25 protein-coding genes are annotated in these 24856 nt (G+C 59.9%); 11 read left to right on the top strand and 14 right to left on the bottom strand.

Features of this window, described 5'->3' with window-relative positions; all coding sequences use genetic code 11:
* Positions 1 to 62 precede the first annotated feature (62 nt).
* From hpf to CKW15_RS10470, 4 genes are read left to right on the top strand one after another with little or no spacing between them, the layout of a single operon-like run.
* Complete coding sequence (gene hpf, locus CKW15_RS10485; RefSeq protein WP_060542979.1) at positions 63 to 371, top strand: ribosome hibernation-promoting factor, HPF/YfiA family; 309 nt, start codon at positions 63 to 65, stop codon at positions 369 to 371.
* Positions 372 to 383: 12 nt separating this feature from the next.
* Positions 384 to 848 (top strand): PTS IIA-like nitrogen regulatory protein PtsN, encoded by a 465-nt coding sequence (gene ptsN, locus CKW15_RS10480; protein WP_095058440.1) that lies wholly within the window; start codon positions 384 to 386, stop codon positions 846 to 848.
* Positions 849 to 850: 2 nt separating this feature from the next.
* Positions 851 to 1708, top strand: a complete 858-nt coding sequence (gene rapZ, locus CKW15_RS10475; RefSeq protein WP_095058439.1) for an RNase adapter RapZ — start codon at positions 851 to 853, stop codon at positions 1706 to 1708.
* Positions 1709 to 1723: 15 nt separating this feature from the next.
* Positions 1724 to 1996, top strand: coding sequence for an HPr family phosphocarrier protein (locus CKW15_RS10470; RefSeq protein ID WP_095058438.1), 273 nt, complete (start codon positions 1724 to 1726; stop codon positions 1994 to 1996).
* 168 nt (positions 1997 to 2164) lie between these two features.
* On the opposite strand, the gene CKW15_RS10465 is transcribed toward CKW15_RS10470, so the two are convergent.
* From CKW15_RS10465 to pmbA, 6 genes are all read right to left on the bottom strand, one after another.
* Positions 2165 to 3058: a ZIP family metal transporter gene (locus tag CKW15_RS10465; RefSeq protein WP_095058437.1), complete on the bottom strand. Its 894-nt coding sequence runs from the start codon at positions 3056 to 3058 to the stop codon at positions 2165 to 2167.
* Between the two features lie 29 nt (positions 3059 to 3087).
* Positions 3088 to 3699: a superoxide dismutase gene (locus tag CKW15_RS10460; protein ID WP_095058436.1), complete on the bottom strand. Its 612-nt coding sequence runs from the start codon at positions 3697 to 3699 to the stop codon at positions 3088 to 3090.
* Between the two features lies 1 nt (position 3700).
* Positions 3701 to 4129 carry a hypothetical protein gene (locus CKW15_RS10455; protein WP_095058435.1) on the bottom strand — a complete coding sequence of 143 codons (429 nt, stop codon included), beginning with the start codon at positions 4127 to 4129 and terminating at the stop codon, positions 3701 to 3703.
* A 28-nt stretch (positions 4130 to 4157) separates the two neighbouring features.
* Complete coding sequence (locus CKW15_RS10450; RefSeq protein WP_095058434.1) at positions 4158 to 5534, bottom strand: aspartate ammonia-lyase; 1377 nt, start codon at positions 5532 to 5534, stop codon at positions 4158 to 4160.
* A complete protein-coding gene (locus tag CKW15_RS10445; protein ID WP_095058433.1) occupies positions 5515 to 5922 on the bottom strand; it encodes a FagA protein in 408 nt (135 codons plus the stop codon). Before CKW15_RS10445 ends, CKW15_RS10450 begins: the two co-directional genes overlap by 20 nt.
* 226 nt (positions 5923 to 6148) lie before the next feature.
* Complete coding sequence (gene pmbA / locus CKW15_RS10440) at positions 6149 to 7495, bottom strand: metalloprotease PmbA (RefSeq protein WP_095058432.1); 1347 nt, start codon at positions 7493 to 7495, stop codon at positions 6149 to 6151.
* A 108-nt stretch (positions 7496 to 7603) separates the two neighbouring features.
* Here pmbA and yjgA point away from each other — a divergent pair, with 108 nt between their 5' ends.
* A complete protein-coding gene (yjgA, locus tag CKW15_RS10435; protein WP_034148278.1) occupies positions 7604 to 8128 on the top strand; it encodes a ribosome biogenesis factor YjgA in 525 nt (174 codons plus the stop codon).
* A gap of 105 nt (positions 8129 to 8233) precedes the next feature.
* Here the strand turns inward: yjgA and tldD are convergent, their stop codons facing one another.
* The 8 genes from tldD to mreB form a co-directional block, all read right to left on the bottom strand.
* Positions 8234 to 9676, bottom strand: coding sequence for a metalloprotease TldD (gene tldD, locus CKW15_RS10430; RefSeq protein WP_095058431.1), 1443 nt, complete (start codon positions 9674 to 9676; stop codon positions 8234 to 8236).
* Between the two features lie 12 nt (positions 9677 to 9688).
* The gene (locus CKW15_RS10425; protein WP_095058430.1) at positions 9689 to 10543 is read right to left on the bottom strand and encodes a carbon-nitrogen hydrolase family protein; all 855 of its coding nucleotides are present in this window, start codon (positions 10541 to 10543) and stop codon (positions 9689 to 9691) included.
* Between the two features lie 94 nt (positions 10544 to 10637).
* Complete coding sequence (locus CKW15_RS10420; protein ID WP_095152085.1) at positions 10638 to 14441, bottom strand: YhdP family protein; 3804 nt, start codon at positions 14439 to 14441, stop codon at positions 10638 to 10640.
* Between the two features lie 75 nt (positions 14442 to 14516).
* A complete protein-coding gene (gene rng, locus CKW15_RS10415) occupies positions 14517 to 15974 on the bottom strand; it encodes a ribonuclease G (protein ID WP_095058428.1) in 1458 nt (485 codons plus the stop codon).
* Between the two features lie 57 nt (positions 15975 to 16031).
* Entirely contained in the window at positions 16032 to 16628 is a 597-nt protein-coding gene (locus CKW15_RS10410) for a nucleoside triphosphate pyrophosphatase (protein ID WP_095058427.1), read from the bottom strand.
* A gap of 32 nt (positions 16629 to 16660) precedes the next feature.
* The gene (gene mreD, locus CKW15_RS10405; RefSeq protein ID WP_095058426.1) at positions 16661 to 17152 is read right to left on the bottom strand and encodes a rod shape-determining protein MreD; all 492 of its coding nucleotides are present in this window, start codon (positions 17150 to 17152) and stop codon (positions 16661 to 16663) included.
* Positions 17152 to 18267 carry a rod shape-determining protein MreC gene (gene mreC, locus CKW15_RS10400; protein WP_095058425.1) on the bottom strand — a complete coding sequence of 372 codons (1116 nt, stop codon included), beginning with the start codon at positions 18265 to 18267 and terminating at the stop codon, positions 17152 to 17154. The genes mreD and mreC overlap by 1 nt, the downstream gene beginning before the upstream one ends.
* Before the next feature lie 143 nt (positions 18268 to 18410).
* Positions 18411 to 19448, bottom strand: coding sequence for a rod shape-determining protein MreB (gene mreB, locus CKW15_RS10395; RefSeq protein ID WP_002555108.1), 1038 nt, complete (start codon positions 19446 to 19448; stop codon positions 18411 to 18413).
* A 211-nt stretch (positions 19449 to 19659) separates the two neighbouring features.
* On the opposite strand from mreB, the gene gatC reads away from it, so the two are divergent.
* The 6 genes from gatC (at position 19660) to CKW15_RS10365 (ending at position 24822) form a co-directional block, all read left to right on the top strand.
* On the top strand, positions 19660 to 19947 hold the full coding sequence (gene gatC, locus CKW15_RS10390) for an Asp-tRNA(Asn)/Glu-tRNA(Gln) amidotransferase subunit GatC (RefSeq protein WP_007901429.1): 288 nt from the start codon (positions 19660 to 19662) through the stop codon (positions 19945 to 19947).
* A gap of 16 nt (positions 19948 to 19963) precedes the next feature.
* Positions 19964 to 21415 (top strand): Asp-tRNA(Asn)/Glu-tRNA(Gln) amidotransferase subunit GatA, encoded by a 1452-nt coding sequence (gene gatA, locus CKW15_RS10385; protein ID WP_095058424.1) that lies wholly within the window; start codon positions 19964 to 19966, stop codon positions 21413 to 21415.
* Between the two features lie 10 nt (positions 21416 to 21425).
* Positions 21426 to 22871 (top strand): Asp-tRNA(Asn)/Glu-tRNA(Gln) amidotransferase subunit GatB, encoded by a 1446-nt coding sequence (gatB, locus tag CKW15_RS10380; RefSeq protein WP_095058423.1) that lies wholly within the window; start codon positions 21426 to 21428, stop codon positions 22869 to 22871.
* A gap of 87 nt (positions 22872 to 22958) precedes the next feature.
* Complete coding sequence (locus tag CKW15_RS10375; RefSeq protein ID WP_095058422.1) at positions 22959 to 23333, top strand: septal ring lytic transglycosylase RlpA family protein; 375 nt, start codon at positions 22959 to 22961, stop codon at positions 23331 to 23333.
* 50 nt (positions 23334 to 23383) lie between these two features.
* Entirely contained in the window at positions 23384 to 24445 is a 1062-nt protein-coding gene (locus CKW15_RS10370) for a calcium/sodium antiporter (protein WP_095058421.1), read from the top strand.
* A complete protein-coding gene (locus CKW15_RS10365; RefSeq protein ID WP_095058420.1) occupies positions 24442 to 24822 on the top strand; it encodes a carboxymuconolactone decarboxylase family protein in 381 nt (126 codons plus the stop codon). Before CKW15_RS10370 ends, CKW15_RS10365 begins: the two co-directional genes overlap by 4 nt.
* The last annotated feature ends 34 nt before the right edge of the window (positions 24823 to 24856 follow it).

Here is a 24856-nt window from a genome sequence, read left to right as displayed (position 1 = left end):
GCGTTCCAGTGGTAGATCATCTGATCTACCGCTTTATGCACTGGCAACGAAGGAGAAGCTGTATGCAAGTCAACATCAGTGGACACCAACTGGAAGTGACCGAACCTCTTCGCACCTACATCGGCGAAAAACTCGAACGATTGGAGCGACATTTCGACAAGATCACCAACGTGCAAGTCACGATGACGGTCGAGAAGCTGAAGCAGAAAATCGAAGCCACCCTGCATATTCCCGGCAGTGAAGTGGTCGCAAACGCTGAGCATGACGACATGTATGCGGCGATCGACTCACTCACCGACAAGCTGGATCGCCAACTCAAAAAGCATAAGGAAAAGACCCAGAGCCTCCTTCAGGGCGCAACCGGTCGTTAACACTCCCAACCCATGATCCGACTTGAAAACATCCTGACCCCCGGCCGTTCTTTGGTGAACGTGCCGGGCGGCAGTAAAAAGAAAGCCCTCGAACAAATTGCCAACCTCATCCATCGCGAAGTGCCGGATCTGGAGATGCAAGATGTCTTCGAGGCATTGATTGCCCGTGAAAAACTCGGTTCTACCGGTTTTGGCAACGGCATCGCCATTCCTCACTGCCGCCTCAAAGGTTGCGTGTCGCCCATCAGTGCCTTGATGCACCTGGACGCACCTATTGATTTCGACGCTATTGATGGCGCCCCGGTTGACCTGCTCTTCGTGCTGTTGGTCCCGGAAGCCGCCACCGATGCTCACCTGGAACTGTTACGACAGATCGCCAGCATGCTCGACCGCAAGGAAGTGCGCGAAAAACTGCGCAGCGCCCCGAGTAATGAAGCCTTGTACCAGGTCGTCCTGGACGAGCAAAACGGTCATTAATCATGCGTTTGATCATCGTCAGCGGTCGCTCCGGCTCAGGTAAAAGTACCGCCCTCGCCGTTCTCGAGGACAACGGATACTATTGCATCGACAACCTCCCTGCCGGGTTGTTGCCGGAGCTTGCCGAGCGCGCACTTGTTCATACTGAGCTGTCTCAACCGCTGGTTGCCGTGTCCATTGACGCACGCAACCTGCCCAGTCATCTCTCACGTTTTCCCGATCTCCTCGAAGAAGTCCGCGGCCGGCATATCCAGTGCGATATTTTGTACCTGGACGCCGATGAAGAAACGTTGCTCAAGCGCTTTTCCGAAACCCGTCGACGTCACCCGCTGAGCAACGCCAATCGTTCGCTCGCCGAAGCAATCAACGTTGAAAGCGTCTTGCTCGGCCCCATCGCCGACCTCGCCGACCTCAAGATAAACACCACCAGCCTGAATTTGTATCAACTGCGCGACTCGATCAAATTGCGCCTTTTGAACCAGCCGGAACCCGGCACGGCATTTCTGGTGGAGTCGTTCGGGTTCAAGCGCGGTATGCCGGTAGACGCTGACCTGGTGTTCGACGTACGTTGCCTGCCCAATCCCTACTGGAAGCCGGAACTGAGAGAACAATCCGGCCTCGATCAGCCGGTTGCCGATTATCTGGCGGCACAGCCAGATGTCGAAGAGATGTTCCAGGACATTTCCACATACCTGCTAAAGTGGCTCCCTCGTTTTGCCGCCAGTAACCGCGCCTACGTGACCATTGCCATTGGTTGCACTGGCGGACATCACCGTTCCGTCTACCTGACCGAACGCTTGGGCAAAGCCCTGCAACAAACCCTGAAGAACGTCCAGGTCCGCCACCGCGACCTCAGCTAAAGGATTCACATCGCGATGCCTGCTCTGGAAATCGAAATCATCAACAAGCTGGGTTTGCATGCCCGCGCTTCTGCAAAATTCGTCGGTATTGCTGGCCAGTTCCCTTGCCAGATCAGAGCCGGACGCACCCCCCAATCGATGGTCGACGGCAAAAGTATCATGGCCATGATGATGCTCGCCGCTGGCAAGGGCACCACCATTCATTTGAGCACGGAAGGCGAGCAGGAACAGGAAGCGCTGGACGCGCTGGTGGCATTGATCAACAACTTCTTCGACGAAGGCGAATAACCGCTACCGAATTCTTTCCCGGTGACTTTGTGGCGAGGGAGCTTGCTCCCGCCGGGACGCGAAGCGGCCCCAACGCCTGTCATCGCAATGCACCAGATACTCCGCGCGTGCTGATTTCACGACTACTTCGCAGCCGAACGGGAGCAAGCTCCCTCGCCACACAGCAAATCAAGCCAACGCCGTATCCATCACCATCATCAAACAAAACCCGATCAACAATCCAAGGCTGGCCAGCTTGTCGTGGCCGTGCCTGCGCGATTCGGGAATGATTTCGTGAGTGACCACCAAAAGCATCGCCCCCGCTGCCAGCGCCAACCCCAAAGGCAGCAGCAACTCGGCCAGACTCACCAGCCATGCGCACAACAGTGCGAAAACTGGCTCGACCAGACCTGAAGCAGCGCCGATCAGGAATGCCTTGAACCGCGACATGCCGGCACCGGCCAGAACCAAGGCAATCACCAACCCTTCCGGCACATCCTGCAAGGCAATGCCCATCGCCAGACTGTCGGCATCCGGCATACCACCTCCGGCCGAAACGCCCACCGCCATGCCTTCGGGAATGTTATGGGCAATGATCGCGAACACGAACAACCAGATCCTTGGCGGAATGATCGGATGTTCGACGCTACCATTGAGCATTTCCGGCGATGCCCCTGACACTTTGCGATCCACCAGAAACAGGCCGAATGCGCCGAGCATGATGCCAAGACTGATCAGGCCGCTGGCTGCAAACGGACTCATGCCTAGCTTTTCCGCCGCCGCAATGCCAGGCACGATCAGCGAGAACGCTGTCGCCGCCAGCATGACCCCGGCACCGAAGCCCAGCAATGAATCGCTGAGTGCCAGGGGCATGCGCCGGATCACCAGTACCGGCACCGCCCCAAGCGCTGTGCCGAGGGCGCAGATCGCACCGCCCTGCAACGCCCGCGACAGCTTCGGCTCCAGATCGAGCCATTCCAGCCCGTGCGCAACCAGCAAACTCATGCCGGCCAGCAGTAACAACGATCCAAACGCGTAACGAAACATCCGTCCACTGCCGGTCGCCAATGTTTCAGTGCCCATAGTCAGCCTTGGATAGTTTTATAAAAGACTTAAACCAGTGCGGCCTGATAGCGAGCAGCAACTTCCGGCCAGTTGATCACGTTGTAAAACGCACTGATGTATTCCGGGCGGCGGTTCTGGTACTGCAAGTAATAGGCATGTTCCCAGACATCCAGGCCAAGAATCGGCGTGTTGCCGTTCATCAAGGGGCTGTCCTGGTTGCCACTGCTTTCCACCACCAGCGTCTTTTGCGGGGTCACGCTCAGCCACGCCCAACCGCTTCCGAAGCGAGTCAATGCCGCTTTGGTGAAAGCATCTTTGAAACTGTCCAGGCCGCCCAGTTGCTCTTCGATGGCATTGGCCAGTACACCTTCAGGTTTTCCGCCGCCGTGAGGTGCCATGACTTCCCAGAATAGCGAATGATTGGCATGACCGCCGCCCTGGTTGATCACTGCAGCGCGGAGCTTCTCGGGCAATTGCTGCACCGCAGCCACCAGCTTTTCCACCGGCCATTCGGCGAACTCGGTGCCTTCAACGGCGGCGTTGAGGTTGTTGATGTAGGTCTGGTGATGCTTGGTGTAATGAATTTCCATGGTCTGCGCATCGATGTGCGGTTCCAGGGCGTCATACGCGTACGGCAAGACAGGCAGGGTAAAAGCCATTTCAATGGACTCCATGGTGATGAGGCGCAGGCTTCGCAGCATCGATGTGCAGCAACCGATGTGTGCGTGGGTACTCGCCGTGATCGCTGATGAAATTCAGCAGCTCGACATAAGTCTTGCTGCTCTGGCGCAACGCGGCTTCGCGCAAGGCCGGTGACAAACGCGGATCCTGCAGGGTCTGCAGCAGCCGCTGGTGGATGGCGCAGAGGTATTCGGCGCTTTCCTCCGGCTGGTTGAGGCGCAGATGCAGGTCCGCGAGGTTGTGATGGGAAATCACGCAAGCTGCTACCGCCTCTTCAGCATCCGCCCAGCGCTCGAACAACACCTGGGCCAGGGCCAATGCCTGCAGGTACATCTCGCGGGCATCGACCAGTTCACCCAGCATGAAAAAGCGATTGGCTCTCTCGATCGTGCGTTTCCAGTGCTCCATGGTGTGCCTCCAAAGCGGTAGCGGGGGTTTACACGCCGCCAGCGGTGAGTTTTTCCGGGTTGAGCAGTTCTTCCAGTTGGCTGCGCGACAGGTCGGTGTGCTCCAGCGCGACGTCGATGACCGGTCGACCTTGCTGATAGGCTTGCTTGGCGATTTCGGCAGCTTTCTGGTAACCAATGATCGGATTGAGCGCCGTCACCAGAATCGGGTTGCGCGACAGTGCCTCTTTGATTCGGTCTTCGTTGACCTTGAAGCTGGCTATGGCCTTGTCGCCTAACAAACGACTGGAAGTGGCCAGTAATTCGATGCTGCTCAGCAGATTCTGGGCGATGATCGGCAACATCACGTTCAGCTCGAAATTGCCGGACTGACCGGCAATGGTGATTACCGTGTCATTGCCGATCACCTGGGCGGCAACCATTGCGGTGGCTTCAGGGATCACCGGATTGACCTTGCCGGGCATGATCGAAGAGCCCGGTTGCAAGGCTTGCAGTTCGATTTCGCCGAGACCGGCCAGCGGACCGGAGTTCATCCAGCGCAGGTCGTTGGCGATTTTCATCAACGACACGGCGGTGGCTTTGAGTTGACCGGAGACAGCGACCGCGGTGTCCTGGGAACCGATCAGCGCGAACAGGTCCTTTCCCGGCTGGAATTGAACGTGAGTCAACTGGCTCAATTGCAGGCTGAAACGTGCTGCGAATTCAGGGTGTGCATTGACGCCGGTACCCACCGCCGTGCCGCCCTGTGCCAGAGATTGCAGCGCCGGTTGCAGATCTTGCAGATGACCGATATTGGCCTTTAGCTGTTGCGCCCAGCCATTGAGCACCTGGCTCATGCGCACCGGCATGGCGTCCATCAAGTGGGTGCGTCCGGTTTTGACGTGGTGATGCACCTGTTCGGCCTTGCGCTCGATGACCTGTACCAGGTGCGTCAGCGCCGGCAGCAATAGCTCATGCAATCCCAACGCCGCGCTGACATGAATGGTGGTCGGAATGATGTCGTTGCTGCTCTGCCCGCAGTTGACGTGATCGTTCGGGTTGACCCCTTCGCCAAGCAAGCGGCTGGCCAGCGTGGCGATCACTTCGTTGGCGTTCATGTTGGAGCTGGTGCCGGACCCTGTCTGGAAGATATCCACAGGGAAGTGCTGCATGAAATCGCCTTCGAGCAGACCTTGGGCCGCCTCGACGATGGCATTGCCCTGGGTTTCGCTGATCTGCTTGAGCTCGATGTTGGCGCGCGCTGCGGCAGCTTTGGCCAGGATCAGCGCGCGGATGAACTGCACCGGCATGGGTTGGCCGCTGATCGGGAAGTTATCCACTGCACGTTGCGTCTGTGCGCCGTAGAGGGCGTCTTCCGGGACCTGAAGCTCACCCATGCTGTCGCGCTCAATACGTGTCTTGGTCATCTGAAAATCCTTGCACCAGTTCAGTTAGGGGAATTGAAGGCTGCAACTCGCAGGTAGCCAGTTGCCACGTGTAGAGCTGCCAGCGCTTGAGGCTGCATGTGCACAGAGAGAGGCGTTCGAGTTCACGCAAGGGCCGCCAGGCCTGGTCGAGACAGTAGGTGCGCCAGTGCCACGGCAGCGCGACATCGGCGGCAGTGTCGAGCAACAAACGGAAGGAAGTTTCGGCGACGGTCCAGGGTGAGGTGGCCGTGCAACACGCCAGATACCGGCCTTCAGCCAGGTAGTGATCGATCAGGCGAGGCTCGTCGGGGTTCATCGCGCAACGGATCTGGCGACTCATCCAGCGCCAGCTTTCGAGGTACGGCTGCTCGTGCAAGGCAGAACTCATGATCCGGGGGCTCATTCGGTAATGAGATTTATTATTAGATGATAATGAGAACCAAAACAAGCGTGCCGGACTACTCATCGCCTTCTGTAGGAGCCCGGCTTGCCGGCGATGGCGGCTGTGACATCGCCATCGCCGGCAAGCCGGGCTCCTACAGGGATTGGCGTAAACCCAATAAAAAGGCGCGCCACCCAATAGGTGGCGCGCCTTTTTGTGCAGCGGCCGAGGTTTAGCTGCCCGCCACCGTCATCCGCTCGATCAGCACCGAACCGGTGCGAATGTTGCTGCGCAGTTCCAGGTCATTCCCCACCGCAACGATCTGTTTGAACATATCGCGCATGTTGCCGGCAATGGTCACTTCCTGGACCGCGAACTGGATTTCGCCGTTCTCGACCCAGTATCCCGCGGCACCACGGGAGTAATCGCCGGTCACCATGTTGAGGCCCTGCCCCATCAATTCAGTCACCAGCAAGCCACGGCCCATGCGCCGCAGCAACGCCGCCTGGTCTTCATCGCCATGGGTGACAAACAGGTTATGCACGCCACCGGCGTTCGCTGTACTCGGCATACCCAGCTTGCGACCGGAATAAGTGCCAAGGATGTAGGACACCAACTCACCTTTTTCGACGAACGGTTTGGCGTAGGTCGCCAGGCCGTCGCCATCGAACGCCGCGCTGCCCATGGCACGCATCAGGTGCGGACGCTCGTCGATGGTCAGCCATTCCGGAAACAGTTTCTGCCCCAGCGTGCCTTCAAGGAACGAGGATTTACGGTAAAGACTGCCGCCGGAGATCGCCGACAGGAAACTGCCGAACAAGCCGCCCGCCAATTCTGCGGAAAACAACACCGGCACTTCGCACGTCGGCACCGGACGCGCACCCAGTCGGCTGGCCGCTCGTTGCGCGGCACGCTGGCCGATGCTCACCGGGTCGGCCAGCAAATTGCCCTGACGGTTCACGTCGTACCAGTAATCGCGCTGCATCTGGCCATCGGCCTCGGCAATCATCACGCAGCTCAGGCTGTGGCGGGTCGATGCATAACCGCCGACAAAGCCATGGCTGTTACCGTACACGCGGCAGCCCTGATGGGTGCTGAGCGTCGTGCCGTCGGCGTTCTTGATCCGGCTGTCGGCGGCAAACGCCGCGGCTTCGCAGGTCAGGGCCTGTTCGATGGCTTGCTCCGGGGTGATGTCCCATTGGTGGAACAGATCGAAATCCTGAAGATCACGCGCCATCAGCGCGGCATCCGCCAGGCCCGAGGCTTCGTCTTCCGAGGTGTGCTTGGCGATGGCCAATGCAGCCGCCACCGTTTCACGAATGGCGTCCGGTCCACTGGCCGAGGTGCTGGCCGAGCCTTTGCGCTGGCCGACGTACAACGTGATGCCAAACCCTTGGTCACGGTTGAATTCAACGGTTTCGACTTCACGCTGACGCACCGTGGTCGACAGGCCCTGCTCCAGGGAGACCGCCACTTCACAGGCGCTGGCGCCCTGGCGCTTGGCTTCAGCGATGATCTGCTCGACTTGCTCCTGCAGTGCCGGCAACGCTTGCGGGCCGACGCTTTCAACTGCACTCATGCTGTTCTCCACTCAAATTCTGCTTTCGGTAACGGTCATCGAGCGACCGGGCCGGACAAGCGGCCCCCGACTGGTTATCATGGCGGCGTTTCTTTGCGGACGGCCACCATGGTTGATTCTTACGACGACTCCCTCGATACGGGAGAAAAAAGCAAATCCCAGGTCAAACGCGAGCTGCATGCTCTGGTTGACCTCGGCGAGCGCCTTACAACACTCAAGCCTGACTTGCTGGCAAAACTGCCGTTGACCGACGCTATGCGCCGGGCCCTGGCCGATGCGCCCAAGCACACCGCGAACATCGCGCGTAAACGGCACCTTCAGTTCATCGGCAAACTGATGCGCGATCAGGACACTGACGCCATTCTGGTTTTGCTCGATCAACTCGATGCCTCCACTCGCCAGTACAACGAACGCTTCCATAACCTGGAACGTTGGCGCGATCGCCTGATCGCCGGCGACGATGCCGTGCTGGAAAAGTTCGTCGTCGACTACCCGGACGCGGACCGCCAGCAATTGCGTTCCCTGATCCGGCAGGCACAGCACGAGGTTGCGCAAAACAAGCCTCCTGCTTCCAGCCGTAAAATCTTCAAGTACATCCGTGAGCTGGACGAGACTCAACGCGGTCTGCGTTAATTCTCGCCCCCTGTAGGAGCTGCCGCAGGCTGCGATTTTTTGATCTTTTTCTATTGAAAAGCAAAGATCGCAGCCTGCGGCAGCTCCTACGGGAGCATTACATCCTTACGAGCCCGTGCCACCCACGGTGATCGCATCAATCTTCAGCGTTGGCTGGCCGACACCCACCGGCACCGACTGCCCATCCTTGCCGCACGTCCCCACACCACTGTCCAGCGACAGATCGTTACCGACCATCGACACTTTGCTCATGGCTTCCGGCCCGTTGCCGATCAGGGTCGCACCTTTGACCGGTGCGGTAATCTTGCCGTCTTCGATCAGGTACGCCTCGCTGGTGGAGAACACGAACTTGCCGCTGGTGATGTCGACCTGGCCCCCGCCCAGGTTGGCGCAGTAGATACCGCGTTTCACCGAGGCGATGATTTCTGCCGGGTCGCTTTCGCCGGCGAGCATGTAGGTGTTAGTCATGCGCGGCATCGGCAGGTGTGCGTAGGATTCGCGACGACCGTTACCAGTGCGGGCCACGCCCATCAGGCGCGCATTGAGCTTGTCCTGCATGTAGCCCTTGAGTACGCCGTTCTCGATCAGCGTGGTGCACTCGGTCGGCGTGCCCTCGTCATCGACGCTCAGGGAGCCGCGACGACCGGCCAGGGTGCCGTCATCGACGATGGTGCACAGCTTCGACGCAACCATTTCACCCATGCGCCCGCTATAGGCCGAACTGCCCTTGCGGTTGAAGTCGCCTTCCAGACCATGGCCGACCGCTTCGTGCAGCAGCACGCCCGACCAACCGGAACCGAGCACCACCGGCAATGTGCCAGCCGGTGCCGGGATGGCTTCCAGATTGACCAGCGCCTGGCGCAACGCTTCACGGGCATAACCCATGGCGCGGTCTTCGGCGAGGAAATAGCGGTAGTCGGTACGACCGCCACCGCCATGGCCACCGCGCTCGCGACGGCCGTTCTGCTCGACGATCACACTGACGTTGAAACGCACCAGCGGCCGCACGTCCGCCGCCAGGCCGCCGTCGGTGGAGGCCACCAGAATCCGTTCCCAGACGCCGGCCATGCTCACGGTGACCTGCTGAATACGTGGATCAAGGGCACGGGTCGCAGCGTCGATGCGCTTGAGCAAATCGACTTTCTCGGCGCGGCTCAGCACTTCCAGCGGATTGTCCGGACCGTACAACTGCGCGACGTCTTGCGTGGTGAACGCCTGCACCGTGCCATTCTGCCCGGCGCGGGAAATCGAACGGGCGGCACGGGCGGCGGCGCCCAACGCTTCCAGGGTGATGGCGTTGCTATAGGCAAAACCGGTTTTTTCACCCGATTGCGCCCGTACGCCCACACCTTGATCGAGGTTGAAACTGCCTTCCTTGACGATGCCGTCTTCCAACGCCCAAGACTCGGAAATCTGTCCCTGGAAATACAGGTCGGCGGCATCGATGCCCGGGCCGGCGAGATCGCCGAGCACACCTTGCAGGCTCTCGATCGTCACGCCGCCAGGCGCCAGGAGGTGTTCACTGACTGAGGACAACAACTCGCTCATATGTTTTACGCCTTAAATTCGTCGTTCTGATGCAGGTCGCCGGGCGCCCTGCGAGAAAAAGCGCCGGTGACTGGACACCGGCATCCGCGCCCGGATGGACGCCTGTTCGCTGCTATCGCGTTCGGCCAGCAGCACGGCCTCGCCCTGGTCCTGTTGCGCCAGCACTCGACCCCACGGGTCGATGATGGCGGCGTGACCGAAGGTCTCCCGCGGCCCCGGATGCGTCCCACCCTGGGCAGCCGCGAGCACATAACATTGGGTCTCGATGGCCCGCGCGCGAATCAGCACATCCCAGTGCGCGGCGCCCGTCACCGCAGTGAAGGCCGATGGAGCGGTGATCAATTCCGCGCCGGCTGCACGCAACTCGCTGTACAGCTCAGGGAAGCGCAAGTCATAACAGACCGTCAGGCCAACCCGGCCGACCGGCGTGTCCGCCACCACGACACCATTGCCATAAGCATAGTCATCGGATTCTCGATAACGCCCACGATTGTCCGCTACGTCCACGTCGAACAAATGCAATTTGTCGTAGCGCGCCACCGTTTCGCCCTGGTCATCGACCAGCAGCGAACAGGCATGCACCTTGGCCGTCGGCTGATCTGCCGGCGGCAACGGTAATGTGCCAGCCACTATCCATAACTTGAGGTCACGTGCTGTCTGTTTCAACCATGGCAGGATCGGGCCTTCACCCAATGCTTCGGCGCGACCGATGTCGGCGATGTCGCGGCGGCCCATGGCGGCGAAGTTTTCCGGCAGTACGGCAAGCTTCGCACCGCCAGCAGCCGCTTGCTCAAGCAAGCGACGGGCCTGTGCCAGATTGGCCAGCACATCGCTCTGGCTGACCATTTGAATCACCGCGACAGACATGGCCTTATCCTTTCTGAAATCACTTCATACCCTGTAGGAGCTGCCGAAGGCTGCGCCTTCGGCCATGCTACTCCATAGGCCCGGAAAGCGGGTTTCAAAAAGGTTTTTCGAAGGTGATTTTCGGCTCTTTCCACGGCCCTTTGACGGTGTACTTGACGCTGGCGAAACGCGAAACGCGGTCGCCGATCAGCTTGTCCATCAAGAACAGTGCCCCACCGATCGCGGGCGCACCGACAATCAGCGCGGCAATCGGCAAGTTGTTGGTCACCGGCAAGGTCACCAGCAGTTTCGCATCGATCTGGTCCGCCACCATATTCAAGGTGCCGTCGAGTTCGATGGTGCTCGACGGGCCAGTCAGACGGATCGGTTCACGGGTGACATACACCCCGTTGGACGCCACCAGCAAGCCTTTGACCCGGTCGTAACTCAGGCCTTTGCCGAACAGGTCGGAGAAATCCAGGCGCAAGCGACGGCCAATGGAGTTGAAGTTGAGCAGGCCAAACACGCGCAATGCCTGGGCACTGCCCTCGACCTCGACAAACTGGCCTTCATTGAGCGACGCATCGAGGCTACCGGAGAACCGCTTCGTCGCCACCCAGGCTGGCGAGCCCGGCCAGCGGCCATCGACATCCATATGAAAGTCCTGGCTGGTGACGCTCGGTGCAAAGCCCCAACCCTTGAGCACATCCGCTAGGTTCTTGCCGCTGATTCGCCCCTTGTACCAGCTGTTACTGGCCCCCGGCGTGCCTTCCCAACCACCGCTGCCCTGCAACAGCATGCCCTTGAGCCCCATATCCAGCGAGTTGAAGGCGATGCCTTTGGCCGTCGGTCGAATTTTCAGCGACCACGCACCGACCAGATCCTTGCCCTGATACAGCTGATTGATGGTGATATCTATCGCCGGGATTTTCGTCGGGTCCACCGTTGCCAGCGGGTCGGGTGAGTTTTCGTCCGCCAGCACAGTCGGATCCGGCGCCGGCAGACGCACGGTTTGCAGATTGATCACAATCGGCACGCCTTTCGCGTCGGGAATGCTGGCGCTGCCCTTGACCTGCTGACTGTCGAGCTGTGCCGCCCAAGAGGCCGGTTTACGCGTCAACTGCACCGATGCCTGATCCAGTGTCGTGCCAATGCCACTGAGTTTGCCCACTTTGAAATCGGCACCGCTGAGCAACTGTTTGGCGCTGCCGCTCGGGTCCTGACCGGCATACTTGTCCACCAGCGCCTTCCACGGACCGACATCCAGCTCCGAAAGTACACCCCGTATCCGCAGGCCTTTGGCGCCGGGCAACACGGCATCGCCGCCACCGAGAAACAATTCACCGCGTCCGTCGGCAAAACTGCCGGTCGGCGCTGCAAATGTAAAATTCGCCAGGTTTCCGTAGTTGACCCAGTAGCGCCGTTCGGCGCCTTGCAGGGTCATGCGCAACGTTGTATCGCGCCCGACGTCGGCGGGCATGCCGAACGGTGCCGGCAAATCGACCGCCACACCTTTAAGGCTGGAATTGACCATCAGTTGGCTGTCGGCGCCGTCCAGGGTCAGTTGCAGTTTGTAAGGGATCACGCCACTGACCGGCAGCGGCTGCGTCACCTTCAGCCAGTCAGTGAGTTTCTTGACCTCGACATGCCCCGAGGCGACGACGCGGGTATTGAGCTTGCCCCCGCGTCCATCGGCAAAAATCTGGGCAGTCACCGGTTTGTCGAAGGCTCTTGCGCTGATGTTCTGGCCACTCAACCCCTTGCCGCTGTCAAACCGGAAATCACCTTTGAGATGAGTCAGCTCCAGCGAAGGCTCGGCGAGTTTCAACCGCGCCTTGTCAGTTTTGAAATCGACGAGAATTTTCGGCTGCTCGCCTTTGGCCAGCGGGATATCCAGTTTCAGCTTGCCCTGCAATTCGCCCTCGCCTTCCCACCCGGCAAAGGTGTCGGCGGTGCCGATCGGTGCTTGCTGAAGGATTTTCAGGCCATCGCCCAAACCACCGGCAAATTTGCCGTCGAGAAACAGGCGGGAGGTTTGCCCCGCTGGAACGTGAGGGATATTGACGTCAACATCGCTGACCTGAGTGTCGAGCAACTGCCCCTTGCTGGCCAGAACCCGCACGCCACTGTCCTCGACAAACACATCGCCCGTGACCTTGCTGACATGCGGCCAGCCCGGCTGAAATGCCAGTTCGGCATCGTGAACCTTGAAGAACAGGCTGATGCTGCGATCCGTGTCCTTGGCATCGCGGCTCAGTGAGCCCTGATACTGGAAGAAACCCTCGTCGACCGCACCTTTGAGGATGGCGGTGCGCAACCATTCATCCAGCGCCGGGCCGAGGAGCTTCGGCAGGTACTTGGCGGTATAACGACCGTCGCCGTCCACCAGGCCCACACGCAGGTCCATGTAGTCTTCCTGTACGGGATCGAAATACAGCCGAATCAGGAAGTCACCGGCAATCTTGCCTTCTTCACCCAACACCTTCAGGTACGGCGCAACGAGGGTGAAGCTGTCTTTATCAAGTTTCCAGGTCAACCGCGCGTTGGCCTGAATGTATTGCCATGGCTTGGCGAAGATCGGGTCCAGGTGCAGCATGAAATCCTTGCTGTCCATGCGCAGTTCACCGTGCCCCAGGTCGCCGCTGATACTGCCGCTGACATTGCGTGCCGCCGGCGCGCCGTAATACGCGTCGAAGCCGACCCGGTCGAGGTTGGCGGCGAACTCGAATTTTTTGTCGCCCGTGGCATTGGGCCGGATATCGATCAGCACATTACGCAAACCGCCCGTGACCTTGAGCCGCTCCACTACCGTGGCAACCCCCTGGGGCAGTGGCCCGAGAGCATTGATCAGCGGCGTGAGCGGCGTGAGATCGACGCGATCAGCCTGCAGGTGCCAGAGCTCTTCGGCGGTGTCAGTGGTCACCGTTTGTTTGACCTGCAAGCGCGTTTCCCAGCGCGTCTCGTCCAGGTTCATGGCCAGCGAATCCACGGTCACCAGCATGCCCTCGGCACCGCGCTGGAAATAACCGTTCAGGGCCAGATTGTTGATCTGGATCGGCTTGCGCTCGGCATAAGCCCCCTTGAGCTGTGGCGCGTTCAAGCGCACGGCAACGCTTTGCACAACGCCCTTGCCCCAATTTACCCACAGCTCGCCACCGGCCTTGATCTCGGTGAAATTCCATTGCTGGGTCAGTTGCTCGGGCAACCATTTCGACCAGTCGCTTTGCGGCAGGCTCAGATAGACTTCTGCCTCGCCGTCCTTCCACTCACTGGCGCGAAGGCGGGTGCGTAGACTCATGGCCATCGGCTGGCCGTCGGGAAGTGTCAATCGAGCGTCGAGGCGCTGACGAGTGGGGCCGACCTTCAGATTCATGCCGACATAGGTCAAGGTCAGCGGCGACTCGCCAAACGGTTGCAGGGTGACCTGACTGTCGAGCACCGACAGTTGCCTGATCATCTGCATTTGGTTGAGCAACTGCTCTGGATCGAGGGGTTGATCGCCTTTCACCGGCAAACCTTCCAGCGCCCACTGGCCGTCCTCGCCTTGCTTGAGGCTGATTTTCAGGCCATTGAGCTCCAGATGTGCGATACGCAGTTGGCGCGCCAGCACGCTGGCCCAGAGGTCCGGCACCGCCCGCACCTGATCCAGATGCAAGGCATTGGCGCCCTCGCCGAACGTCACATCGTGAGCCAGCAAAATCGGTGCGAAGCCGCTCCAGCTGCCTTCCAGCTCACCGATCTGCAACGGCATGCCCAAAGCTTCGGTGGCTTTGCTTTCGACTTCGGCACGGTACTCGGCCACCAACGGTGACAGCTCACGGCCAAGGCTGACATAGAGCGCCAGCAACACCAAAACCAACGCGCAAAGGCCCAGCCCCCAGCGGGTCAGCGTGGCCAAAATGCGTGTCAGACGATCCATGTCAGTTGGCTCCCATGGCAAAAGTCTTGCAAAAAGCTGAGGCCAGCCGCTCTGGTACTACTGAAGCGTAAAGATTCAGAGCAACACCACGTCGTACTGTTCCTGGGAATACATGGTTTCGACCTGGAACCGAATCGTGCGACCGATAAAGCCTTCAAGCTCAGCGACATTGCCCGACTCTTCGTCCAGCAGACGATCGACAACTTTCTGGTTCGCCAATACACGATAGCCTTCCGCCTGATAGGCGCGAGCCTCACGAAGGATTTCGCGGAAGATTTCGTAGCAAACGGTTTCCGGTGTCTTCAGCTTGCCGCGCCCCTGACAGCAGGTGCACGGCTCACACAATACTTGTTCGAGGCTTTCGCGGGTGCGCTTGCGGGTCATCTGCACCAGGCCCAACTCGGTGATACCGATGATGTTGGTCTTGGCGTGATCGCGCTCCAGTTGTTTCTCGAGCGTGCGCAGCACCTGGCGCTGGTGCTCTTCATCTTCCATGTCGATGAAATCGATGATGATGATGCCGCCCAGATTGCGCAGGCGCAGCTGACGAGCAATGGCAGTCGCGGCTTCCAGGTTGGTCTTGAAGATGGTTTCTTCGAGATTGCGATGACCGACGAACGCCCCGGTATTGACGTCGATGGTGCTCATGGCTTCCGCCGGATCGACCACCAGATAGCCGCCGGACTTCAGCGGGACTTTGCGCTCAAGGGCTTTCTGGATTTCGTCTTCGACACCATACAAATCGAAAATCGGCCGCTCGCCGGGGTAGTGCTCCAGGCGATCAGCGATCTCCGGCATCAGTTCGGCGACGAACTGCGTGGTTTTCTGGAAAGTCTCCCGGGAATCGATACGGATTTTCTCGATCTTCGGGCTCACCAGATCGCGCAGCGTGCGCAACGCCAGGCCGAGGTCTTCGTAGATCACGCTTGGCGCGCCGATGGTCTTGATCTGTTCGTTGATCTGATCCCAGAGCCGACGCAGGTAGCGGATGTCCATCAGGATCTCATCCGCCCCGGCACCTTCGGCGGCCGTGCGCAGGATGAAACCGCCGGCTTCCTTGATGCCTTCCTTGGCCACGCAATCGGTGACCACTTGCTTGAGGCGATCGCGCTCGGCTTCGTCTTCGATCTTCAGGGAAATGCCAACGTGGGCCGTGCGCGGCATGTACACCAGGTAACGCGAAGGAATCGACAGTTGCGTGGTCAGGCGCGCACCCTTGGAACCGATCGGGTCCTTTGTGACTTGCACCACCAGGCTCTGGCCTTCATGCACAAGGGCACTGATGCTTTCGACTGCTGGACCTTCGCGCAGGGAAATTTCCGAAGCATGAATGAACGCGGCACGATCCAGGCCGATGTCTACGAAAGCGGCCTGCATCCCCGGCAATACCCGCACGACTTTGCCTTTATAGATGTTGCCGACGATGCCGCGCTTTTGCGTGCGCTCGACGTGAACCTCTTGCAGGACACCGTTTTCGACCACCGCCACGCGCGATTCCATCGGCGTGATGTTGATCAGAATCTCTTCACTCATGGCAGGATCTCGTTCTGGCGTATTCACGATAATGGCCGCATTTGTTCAGTACGACGCTTAGCGCGCGTGGTGGGTTTGCCAACAGGGTATGCCGAAATGGCCGAGCAGTTCCGCGGTTTCGCACAGCGGCAGTCCGACCACCGCCGAGTAACTTCCATTGAGCCCGGCGACGAACACCGCACCCAGTCCTTGAATGCCGTATCCACCCGCCTTGTCCCGTGGTTCACCGCTGGCCCAGTAGGCCACGGCTTCTTCACGACTGATATCCCGAAAACGCACGCGACTGGTAACAACCCGGGATTCGCAACGCTCACCATCGAGCACGGCAATAGCGGTCAAGACCTGATGCTCGTGTCCGGACAACATCTTCAGCATGGCGCACGCGTCGGCTTCATCGACGGGTTTGCCGAGAATTTTTCCGTCGAGCACCACGGCGGTATCGGCGCCGAGAACACAGAACGGATCTTCAGACACGACCGAACCGCGCCCGGCCTCGGCTTTGCCGCGCGCCAGGCGCTCGACATAAGCCGACGGGGATTCTCGATCCAAAGGAGTTTCATCGATTTGTGCACTGATGGCGGTGAACGGCACGCCGATCTGCGTGAGCAGCTCACGCCGACGCGGCGAGCCAGAGGCGAGGTACAACCGTTTCATCAAGACCTCTCCCTGTCCAATGCCTGAGCGAATTAATTGATTTTGTAGCGTCGACGCAATCCGCGCAAACCGAAGCTTATCCACGGCCAGAGCAATGCGCTGACCAGTGCCGGCAACACCAACGCCAGGGTTGGCTGGCGATTGCCGGTCAGGGCGCTGAGCCAGAGTTGAACAAGCTGCGCGAGGCCGAAGATCACCAGGATGACCAGGCTCTGTTGCCACATCGGGAACATCCGCAAGCGTTGTTGCAGCGCCAGCACCAGGTAGGTGATGAGCGTCAGGATCAATGCGTTCTGTCCCAGCAACGTGCCGTACAGCACGTCTTCAGCCAGGCCCAGGCAAAACGCCGTCACCATCCCGACGGTCTGCGGCAGGTTCAACGCCCAGAATGCCAGCAACAAGGCGAGCCAAAGCGGGCGCAGGATTTCCATGAATTGTGGCAACGGCGAAACGCTCAGCAGCAGACCGATGGCGAAGGTCAACCAGACAATCCAGCCGTTTCGCGAAGCTTTTACACCGGCCATTATTCTCGTCCCCCAGTGGTAGCCGGTGCAGAGACAGGCGGTTTGGCAGCAGGTTTCACGGTGGCGGGTTGAGTCGCGGGTGGCTTGGCAACAGGATGAGCAACAGGCTTGGCTGGCGTGGCAGCAGGCAATGCGCTCGCCGCCGCTGCCGGAGTGGCCGGAGCAACCGGTGCCGCAGCAGCCGCCGGGACAATGGCCGGTTTCGGCACGGTTGCCGGGATGATTGGCCCACCACCCTGCGCATCCAGCGACTCCTGCGCCTGGGCGGCGTCATTGGCACGCTCTTCAGGGGTACGGGTGTCGCTGAACACCAGCAGCAGATAACGGCTGCGGTTCAACGCAGCGGTCGGCACGGCGCGAACAATGGCAAACGGCTGGCCGGAGTCGTGAATCACTTCCTTGACCGTCGCCACCGGATAACCCGCCGGGAAGCGCTGACCGAGACCGGAACTGACCAGCAGGTCGCCTTCCTTGATGTCGGCGGTATCGGCCACGTGACGCAGCTCCAGGCGTTCCGGGTTGCCGGTGCCGCTGGCAATCGCCCGCAGGCCATTGCGGTTCACCTGCACTGGAATGCTGTGGGTGGTGTCGGTCAACAACAGCACACGGGACGTGTACGGCATCAACTCGACCACCTGGCCCATCAGGCCACGGGCATCGAGCACCGGCTGACCGAGGACCACACCGTCACGCTCACCTTTGTTGATGATGATGCGATGGGTGAAGGGGTTAGGGTCCATGCCGATCAACTCGGCCACTTCGACCTTCTCGTTGACCAGTGCCGAAGAGTTGAGCAACTCGCGCAGGCGAACGTTCTGCTCGGTCAGGGCGGCAAGCTTTTGCATGCGACCCTGCAGCAGCAGGTTTTCGGTCTTGAGTTTTTCGTTTTCGGCGACGAGCTCGGTGCGGCTGCCAAACTGGCTGGCAACACCCTGCCACAGCCGCTGCGGCAGGTCAGTGATCCAGTAAGACTGCATCAGCGCCAGCGACATTTGGCTACGCACTGGCTTGAGCAGTGTGAAGCGGGCATCGACCACCATCAGCGCGACCGATAGCACGACCAGCACCAACAAGCGCACGCCCAGTGAGGGGCCTTTGGTGAAAAGCGGTTTAATAAGCCGCTCCTCCCAGGCAAATGTTCTCTTTATTCATACGGCAGCGATCCGGCCTGGATGCAGACTGACAGAAGATAAACGCGAACAGGCAGCACTGCAAAGTGCCGCCTGCGCGCTAAACAGCATAGAGGCAATCCGGCGACTTATTCGCTGGAAAGCAGGTCCATGGTGTGTTTATCCATCATTTCCAATGCACGGCCACCGCCGCGAGCAACGCAGGTCAGCGGGTCTTCGGCAACGATCACCGGCAAACCCGTTTCCTGGGCCAGCAACTTGTCGAGGTCACGCAGCAAGGCGCCACCACCGGTCAGTACCAGACCACGCTCGGCGATGTCGGAAGCCAGTTCCGGCGGCGATTGCTCCAAAGCACTTTTCACGGCCTGAACGATGGTTGCCAGGGACTCTTGCAGAGCCTCGAGCACTTCGTTGGAGTTCAGGGTGAATGCACGTGGAACGCCTTCGGCCAGGTTACGACCGCGAACGTCGACTTCGCGAACTTCGCCGCCCGGGTAGGCCGTACCGATTTCCTGCTTGATGCGCTCGGCAGTGGATTCACCGATCAGGCTGCCGTAGTTGCGACGCACGTAAGTGATGATCGCTTCGTCGAAACGGTCGCCGCCCACACGTACGGATTCAGCGTAAACCACACCGTTCAGGGAAATCAGCGCGATTTCAGTGGTACCACCACCGATATCCACGACCATCGAACCGCGAGCTTCTTCTACCGGCAGGCCGGCACCGATCGCAGCAGCCATTGGCTCTTCGATCAGGAACACTTCACGGGCACCGGCACCGAGGGCCGATTCACGGATGGCACGACGCTCAACCTGGGTGGATTTGCACGGAACGCAGATCAACACGCGAGGGCTAGGCTGCAGGAAGCTGTTTTCGTGAACCTTGTTGATGAAGTACTGCAGCATTTTTTCGCAAACGCTGAAGTCGGCGATCACGCCGTCTTTCATCGGACGAATGGCAGCAATGTTGCCCGGCGTTCGGCCCAGCATGCGCTTGGCTTCGGTGCCGACAGCAACGACACTTTTCTGGTTACCGTGTGTCCGAATGGCCACAACCGATGGCTCATTCAGGACGATACCGCGCTCGCGCACGTAAATAAGGGTGTTGGCAGTGCCCAGGTCAATGGAAAGATCGCTGGAAAACATGCCACGCAGTTTCTTGAACATGGGAAAGGGACCCTAGGCAACGCGTGGGTAAAAAAGTGCGGCAAACTCTAACAACGACAGGGATTTTGGGCAAGGCGCCAATATGTTAAATTGGCCGCTTTTCTGTGCACCAAGCCCCACAATCGCGGCCTTATGACCGTAGAAGTGCGGTAGTGTTCCGACAATCTAACACACGGACGCCGTCCGTTTTGTTTTCCACTGGAGAATCCCAATGGCGCTTGAACGCTCCGACGTGGAAAAAATCGCTCATTTGGCCTGCCTTGGCCTCAATGATGCCGATCTTCCACACATCACTTCGGCCCTTAATAGCATTCTCGGGCTGGTCGACGAAATGCAGGCGGTCAATACCGACGGTATCGAACCGCTCGCCCACCCACTGGAAGCCAGCCAGCGCCTGCGCGCAGACGTCGTGACCGAAACCAATCACCGCGAGGCTTACCAGTCCATCGCACCAGCGGTCGAAAACGGCCTGTACCTGGTTCCGAAAGTCATCGACTAAAGGGAAAGAGCCTGCAATGCATCAATTGACTCTGGCCGAGATCGCCCGCGGACTCGCCGATAAAAAGTTTTCCTCCGAAGAGCTGACCAAAGTCCTGCTGGCGCGCATCGCCCAGCTCGATCCGCAGCTCAACAGTTTCATCAGCCTCACCGAAGACCTGGCGCTGACGCAGGCGAAAGCCGCGGACGCCCGCCGGGCCGATGGTGAGAGCGGCGCCCTGCTCGGCGCGCCGATCGCCCACAAAGACCTGTTCTGCACCCAGGGCATTCGCACCAGCTGCGGCTCGAAGATGCTCGACAACTTTAAAGCACCGTACGACGCCACTGTCGTCGCCAAGCTCGCCGCTGCCGGGGCCGTGACCCTGGGCAAGACCAACATGGACGAATTCGCCATGGGTTCGGCCAACGAGTCGAGCTACTACGGCGCGGTGAAAAACCCGTGGAACCTGGAACACGTACCGGGCGGTTCGTCGGGTGGCTCTGCCGCCGCCGTCGCCGCTCGTCTGCTGCCAGCAGCCACCGGCACCGACACCGGTGGCTCCATTCGTCAGCCAGCAGCCCTGACCAACCTCACTGGCCTGAAACCGACGTACGGTCGCGTTTCGCGCTGGGGCATGATCGCCTACGCGTCCAGCCTCGATCAGGGCGGCCCGATGGCGCGCACTGCCGAAGACTGCGCAATTTTGTTGCAAGGCATGGCCGGCTTCGATCCAAACGATTCCACCAGCATCGATGAGCCCGTGCCGGACTACAGCGCCAGCCTCAACGGCTCGCTGCAAGGCCTGCGCATCGGCGTGCCGAAAGAGTATTTCAGCGCCGGTCTCGACCCGCGCATCGCCGAGCTGATCCACAACAGCGTCAAGGAGCTGGAAAAGCTCGGCGCCGTGATCAAGGAAATCAGCCTGCCGAACATGCAGCACGCGATCCCTGCATACTATGTGATCGCCCCGGCGGAAGCCTCGTCCAACCTGTCGCGTTTCGACGGCGTGCGCTTCGGCTACCGCTGCGAAAACCCGGTCAACCTGATCGACCTATACAAACGCTCCCGTGGCGAGGGCTTCGGTCCTGAAGTGCAGCGCCGGATCATGGTCGGTGCCTACGCGCTGTCGGCCGGTTACTACGACGCTTACTACCTGAAGGCGCAGAAGATCCGTCGCTTGATCAAGAACGACTTCATGGCGGCCTTCAATGAGGTCGACATCATCCTCGGCCCAACCACGCCGAACCCGGCCTGGAAGCTCGGCGCCAAGAACAGCGACCCGGTCGCTGCGTACCTGGAAGACGTCTACACCATCACCGCCAACCTCGCGGGCCTGCCTGGCCTGTCGATGCCGGCCGGTTTTGTCGACGGTCTGCCGGTCGGCGTGCAATTGCTCGCTCCGTATTTCCAGGAAGGTCGCCTGTTGAACGTTGCCCACCAGTATCAGCTCAACACTGACTGGCACACCCGCACCCCAACCGGCTTCTGAGGAGACACACATGCAATGGGAAGTCGTGATCGGGCTGGAGATTCACACCCAGCTCACCACCCGGTCGAAAATTTTTTCCGGTAGTTCCACCACGTTCGGTTCCGAGCCGAACACCCAGGCCAGCCTCGTAGACCTGGGCATGCCCGGCGTGCTGCCGGTGCTGAACCAGGAAGCGGTGCGCATGGCGGTGATGTTCGGTCTGGCGATTGACGCCGAGATCGGCCAACACAACGTGTTCGCCCGTAAAAACTACTTCTATCCGGACCTGCCGAAGGGCTACCAGATCAGCCAGATGGAATTGCCGATCGTCGGCAAGGGCCACCTGGACATCGCCATGGAAGACGGCACGATCAAACGTGTCGGCGTTACCCGTGCGCACCTGGAAGAAGACGCCGGTAAAAGCCTGCACGAAGAGTTCAACGGTGCCACCGGCATCGACCTGAACCGTGCCGGCACGCCGCTGCTGGAAATCGTTTCCGAGCCGGACATGCGCAGCGCCAAGGAGGCCGTGGCTTACGTCAAGACCATCCACGCGCTGGTACGTTACCTGGGTATTTGCGACGGCAACATGGCCGAAGGTTCGCTGCGCTGCGACTGCAACGTGTCGATCCGTCCGAAAGGCCAGGTCGAGTTCGGCACCCGCTGCGAGATCAAGAACGTCAACTCGTTCCGTTTCATCGAGAAGGCGATCAACAGCGAAATCCAGCGTCAGATCGAACTGATCGAAGACGGCGGCAAAGTCATCCAGCAGACTCGCCTGTACGATCCGAACAAGGACGAAACCCGTCCGATGCGCAGCAAAGAGGAGGCCAACGACTACCGTTACTTCCCCGATCCGGACCTGCTGCCCGTCGTGATCGAGAACTCGTTCCTCGACGACGTGCGCGCCACCCTGCCGGAATTGCCACCGCAGAAGCGCGAGCGCTTCCAGGAGCAGTTCGGCCTGTCGGTCTACGACGCCAGCGTGCTGGCCACCAGCCGCGAACAAGCCGATTACTTCGAGAAAGTCGCGAGCATCGGCGGCGACGCCAAGCTGGCGGCGAACTGGGTGATGGTCGAGTTGGGCAGCCTGCTCAACAAGCAAGGCCTGGACATCGAACAGTCGCCGGTTTCCGCCGAGCTTCTGGGCGGCATGCTGCTGCGCATCAAGGACAACACCATCTCCGGCAAGATCGCCAAGGTGGTGTTTGAAGCGATGGCCAATGGCGAAGGCAGCGCGGACGAGATCATCGACAAGCGCGGCCTCAAGCAAGTGACCGACACCGGCGCCATCTCGGCGGTGCTGGACGAAATGCTCGCGGCCAATGCCGAGCAAGTCGAGCAATACCGCGCGGCAGACGAAGCCAAGCGCGGCAAGATGTTCGGCTTCTTCGTCGGCCAGGCCATGAAAGCCTCCAAAGGCAAGGCCAACCCGCAACAGGTGAACGAATTGCTGAAAAGCAAACTCGAAGGCTGATGAAAATGGAGCCAGCCTTCAAATCTGGCTCCACTCCTTGTGGGAGCCAGCCTGCTGGCTCCCACATTTGTTTTCGGGAAACCTTCAATGAAGCATCTGCTCAGCCTTTGCGCCCTGCTCTCTTTCTTGGCCGGTTGCGCCAGCACCGACACCGTCGATCCGCATGGCTACGACAAAACCGGTGTGGCTTCTTACTACGGCGCCAAACACCAAGGCAAACGCACCGCCAACGGCGAGCGTTTCAACATGAATTCCATGACCGCCGCCCATCGCCAGCTACCCTTTGGTACACGGGTGAAGGTCACCAATCTGAATAACGACAAATCCTGCGTGGTACGCATCAATGATCGCGGGCCGCACACCCGTGGCCGCCTGATCGACCTGTCCCGGGAAGCCGCCGAGCGCCTGGGCATGCTGCGCAGCGGCACTGCGAAGGTTCGCGTGCAAGTCCTCGACGACTGACGGATGGAGTCCCGACCATTTTCGGATTAGCCGATTTACCCCTGATCAGTGTGATCGAACTGTTCAGCGGGCTGCTGCTGTTGATTGTCGGCGCCGAACTGATGGTCCGCGCCGCCGTGCGCCTGGCCGCGCGCCTGCATGTCCGGCCCCTGATCATCGGCCTGACCATCGTCGCCCTCGGCAGCAGCGCACCGCAGATGGCGGTGAGCCTGCAAGCGACCCTGACGAACAACGCCGACATCGCCGTCGGCAGCGTGATCGGCAGCAGCATTTTCAACATCCTCGTCACTCTTGGACTGTCCGCGCTGATCATTCCCTTGCGGGTTTCCCGGCAACTGGTGCGCCTGGACATCCCGCTGATGATCGGTGCCAGTTTGCTGGTGTCGGTCCTGGCGTGGAACGAAGAACTGACCCGCACGGACGGCGTGATATTGCTGATGGCGCTGGCGCTGTACCTCGGCCTGTTGCTGCGCCAATCGCGACACTCAGCGCGCCCGGTTTCAAGCCATGACCACAAGGCACAGGCGCCTTGGATCAGCAGCTTGCTGATGATTGTCAGCGGGTTGGCAATGCTGGTTTACGCAGGACATCTGCTACTGGGCGCGGCCGTCGCGGTCGCCACTGACCTGGGGTTTTCAGAGCGGATCATCGGTCTGACTATCGTTGCCGTCTGCACATCCTTACCCGAGCTGGCCACCTCGCTGATCGCCGCGATTCGCGGCGAGCGTGACATCGCTGTAGGTAACGTTATCGGCAGCAACCTGTTCAACCTCTTGGGGGTGCTCGGCGTTACGGTACTGGTGGCGCCGTCGCCACTGTCGGTGTCGCCCAACGCGCTGGATTTTGACTTGCCAGTGATGCTCGGTGTCGCCGTGCTTTGCCTGCCGCTGTTCTATACCGGCTACCGCGTGACCCGCGCCGAAGGCCTGCTGTTTTTGGGTTTGTACCTGGCATATGGACTGCACGTGGTGTCGTTCACCACCGGCATGCCGCTGGCGGGCAAGCTTGAACACCTGATGCTGTTTTTCGTCCTGCCGGCGCTGGTGGCGTATTTGCTGTTCACGTCACTGCGCGCCTGGCGTCGCCAACACCACAAGAGAGAATTGCCATGAGCGAGAATAAAAAAAGCGGCGTTGAAGTGCGTCGCCAAGTAATGGGGGACGCCTTTGTCGACCGCGCACTGGGCAATGCCACCGAATTCACCCAGCCGCTGCAGGATTTCGTCAACGAACACGCCTGGGGCGGTGTGTGGAATCGCGAAGGCCTGCCGCTGAAAACCCGCAGCCTGATCACCCTCGCCGCGCTGACGGCACTCAAGTGCCCGCAGGAATTGAAAGGTCACGTGCGCGGCGCGCTGAACAATGGCTGCACAGTGGAAGAGATTCGTGAAGCCCTGCTGCATTGCGCGGTGTATGCCGGTGTGCCGGCGGCGATTGATGCGTTTCGGGCAGCGCAGGAAGTGATCGACAGTTATCAGAAGCCGGAATAATTTTGTTGCTTTGAAAAGATCGCAGCCTGCGGCA

It is taken from the genome of Pseudomonas sp. Irchel s3b5, from assembly GCF_900187435.1.
In the GTDB taxonomy this organism is placed as follows: Bacteria; Pseudomonadota; Gammaproteobacteria; order Pseudomonadales; family Pseudomonadaceae; genus Aquipseudomonas.
The sequence above is the reverse complement of the archived record's forward strand: the minus strand, read 5'-3'. Positions and strand labels throughout refer to the sequence as shown.

Coding starts and splice junctions, on each gene's coding strand:
- hpf (WP_060542979.1), top strand. CDS start 63: ATGCAAGTCAACATCAGTGGACACCAACTGGAAGTGACCGAACCTCTT.
- ptsN (WP_095058440.1), top strand. CDS start 384: ATGATCCGACTTGAAAACATCCTGACCCCCGGCCGTTCTTTGGTGAAC.
- rapZ (WP_095058439.1), top strand. CDS start 851: ATGCGTTTGATCATCGTCAGCGGTCGCTCCGGCTCAGGTAAAAGTACC.
- CKW15_RS10470 (WP_095058438.1), top strand. CDS start 1,724: ATGCCTGCTCTGGAAATCGAAATCATCAACAAGCTGGGTTTGCATGCC.
- CKW15_RS10465 (WP_095058437.1), bottom strand. CDS start 3,058: ATGGGCACTGAAACATTGGCGACCGGCAGTGGACGGATGTTTCGTTAC.
- CKW15_RS10460 (WP_095058436.1), bottom strand. CDS start 3,699: ATGGCTTTTACCCTGCCTGTCTTGCCGTACGCGTATGACGCCCTGGAA.
- CKW15_RS10455 (WP_095058435.1), bottom strand. CDS start 4,129: ATGGAGCACTGGAAACGCACGATCGAGAGAGCCAATCGCTTTTTCATG.
- CKW15_RS10450 (WP_095058434.1), bottom strand. CDS start 5,534: ATGACCAAGACACGTATTGAGCGCGACAGCATGGGTGAGCTTCAGGTC.
- CKW15_RS10445 (WP_095058433.1), bottom strand. CDS start 5,922: ATGAGTTCTGCCTTGCACGAGCAGCCGTACCTCGAAAGCTGGCGCTGG.
- pmbA (WP_095058432.1), bottom strand. CDS start 7,495: ATGAGTGCAGTTGAAAGCGTCGGCCCGCAAGCGTTGCCGGCACTGCAG.
- yjgA (WP_034148278.1), top strand. CDS start 7,604: ATGGTTGATTCTTACGACGACTCCCTCGATACGGGAGAAAAAAGCAAA.
- tldD (WP_095058431.1), bottom strand. CDS start 9,676: ATGAGCGAGTTGTTGTCCTCAGTCAGTGAACACCTCCTGGCGCCTGGC.
- CKW15_RS10425 (WP_095058430.1), bottom strand. CDS start 10,543: ATGTCTGTCGCGGTGATTCAAATGGTCAGCCAGAGCGATGTGCTGGCC.
- CKW15_RS10420 (WP_095152085.1), bottom strand. CDS start 14,441: ATGGATCGTCTGACACGCATTTTGGCCACGCTGACCCGCTGGGGGCTG.
- rng (WP_095058428.1), bottom strand. CDS start 15,974: ATGAGTGAAGAGATTCTGATCAACATCACGCCGATGGAATCGCGCGTG.
- CKW15_RS10410 (WP_095058427.1), bottom strand. CDS start 16,628: ATGAAACGGTTGTACCTCGCCTCTGGCTCGCCGCGTCGGCGTGAGCTG.
- mreD (WP_095058426.1), bottom strand. CDS start 17,152: ATGGCCGGTGTAAAAGCTTCGCGAAACGGCTGGATTGTCTGGTTGACC.
- mreB (WP_002555108.1), bottom strand. CDS start 19,448: ATGTTCAAGAAACTGCGTGGCATGTTTTCCAGCGATCTTTCCATTGAC.
- gatC (WP_007901429.1), top strand. CDS start 19,660: ATGGCGCTTGAACGCTCCGACGTGGAAAAAATCGCTCATTTGGCCTGC.
- gatA (WP_095058424.1), top strand. CDS start 19,964: ATGCATCAATTGACTCTGGCCGAGATCGCCCGCGGACTCGCCGATAAA.
- gatB (WP_095058423.1), top strand. CDS start 21,426: ATGCAATGGGAAGTCGTGATCGGGCTGGAGATTCACACCCAGCTCACC.
- CKW15_RS10375 (WP_095058422.1), top strand. CDS start 22,959: ATGAAGCATCTGCTCAGCCTTTGCGCCCTGCTCTCTTTCTTGGCCGGT.
- CKW15_RS10365 (WP_095058420.1), top strand. CDS start 24,442: ATGAGCGAGAATAAAAAAAGCGGCGTTGAAGTGCGTCGCCAAGTAATG.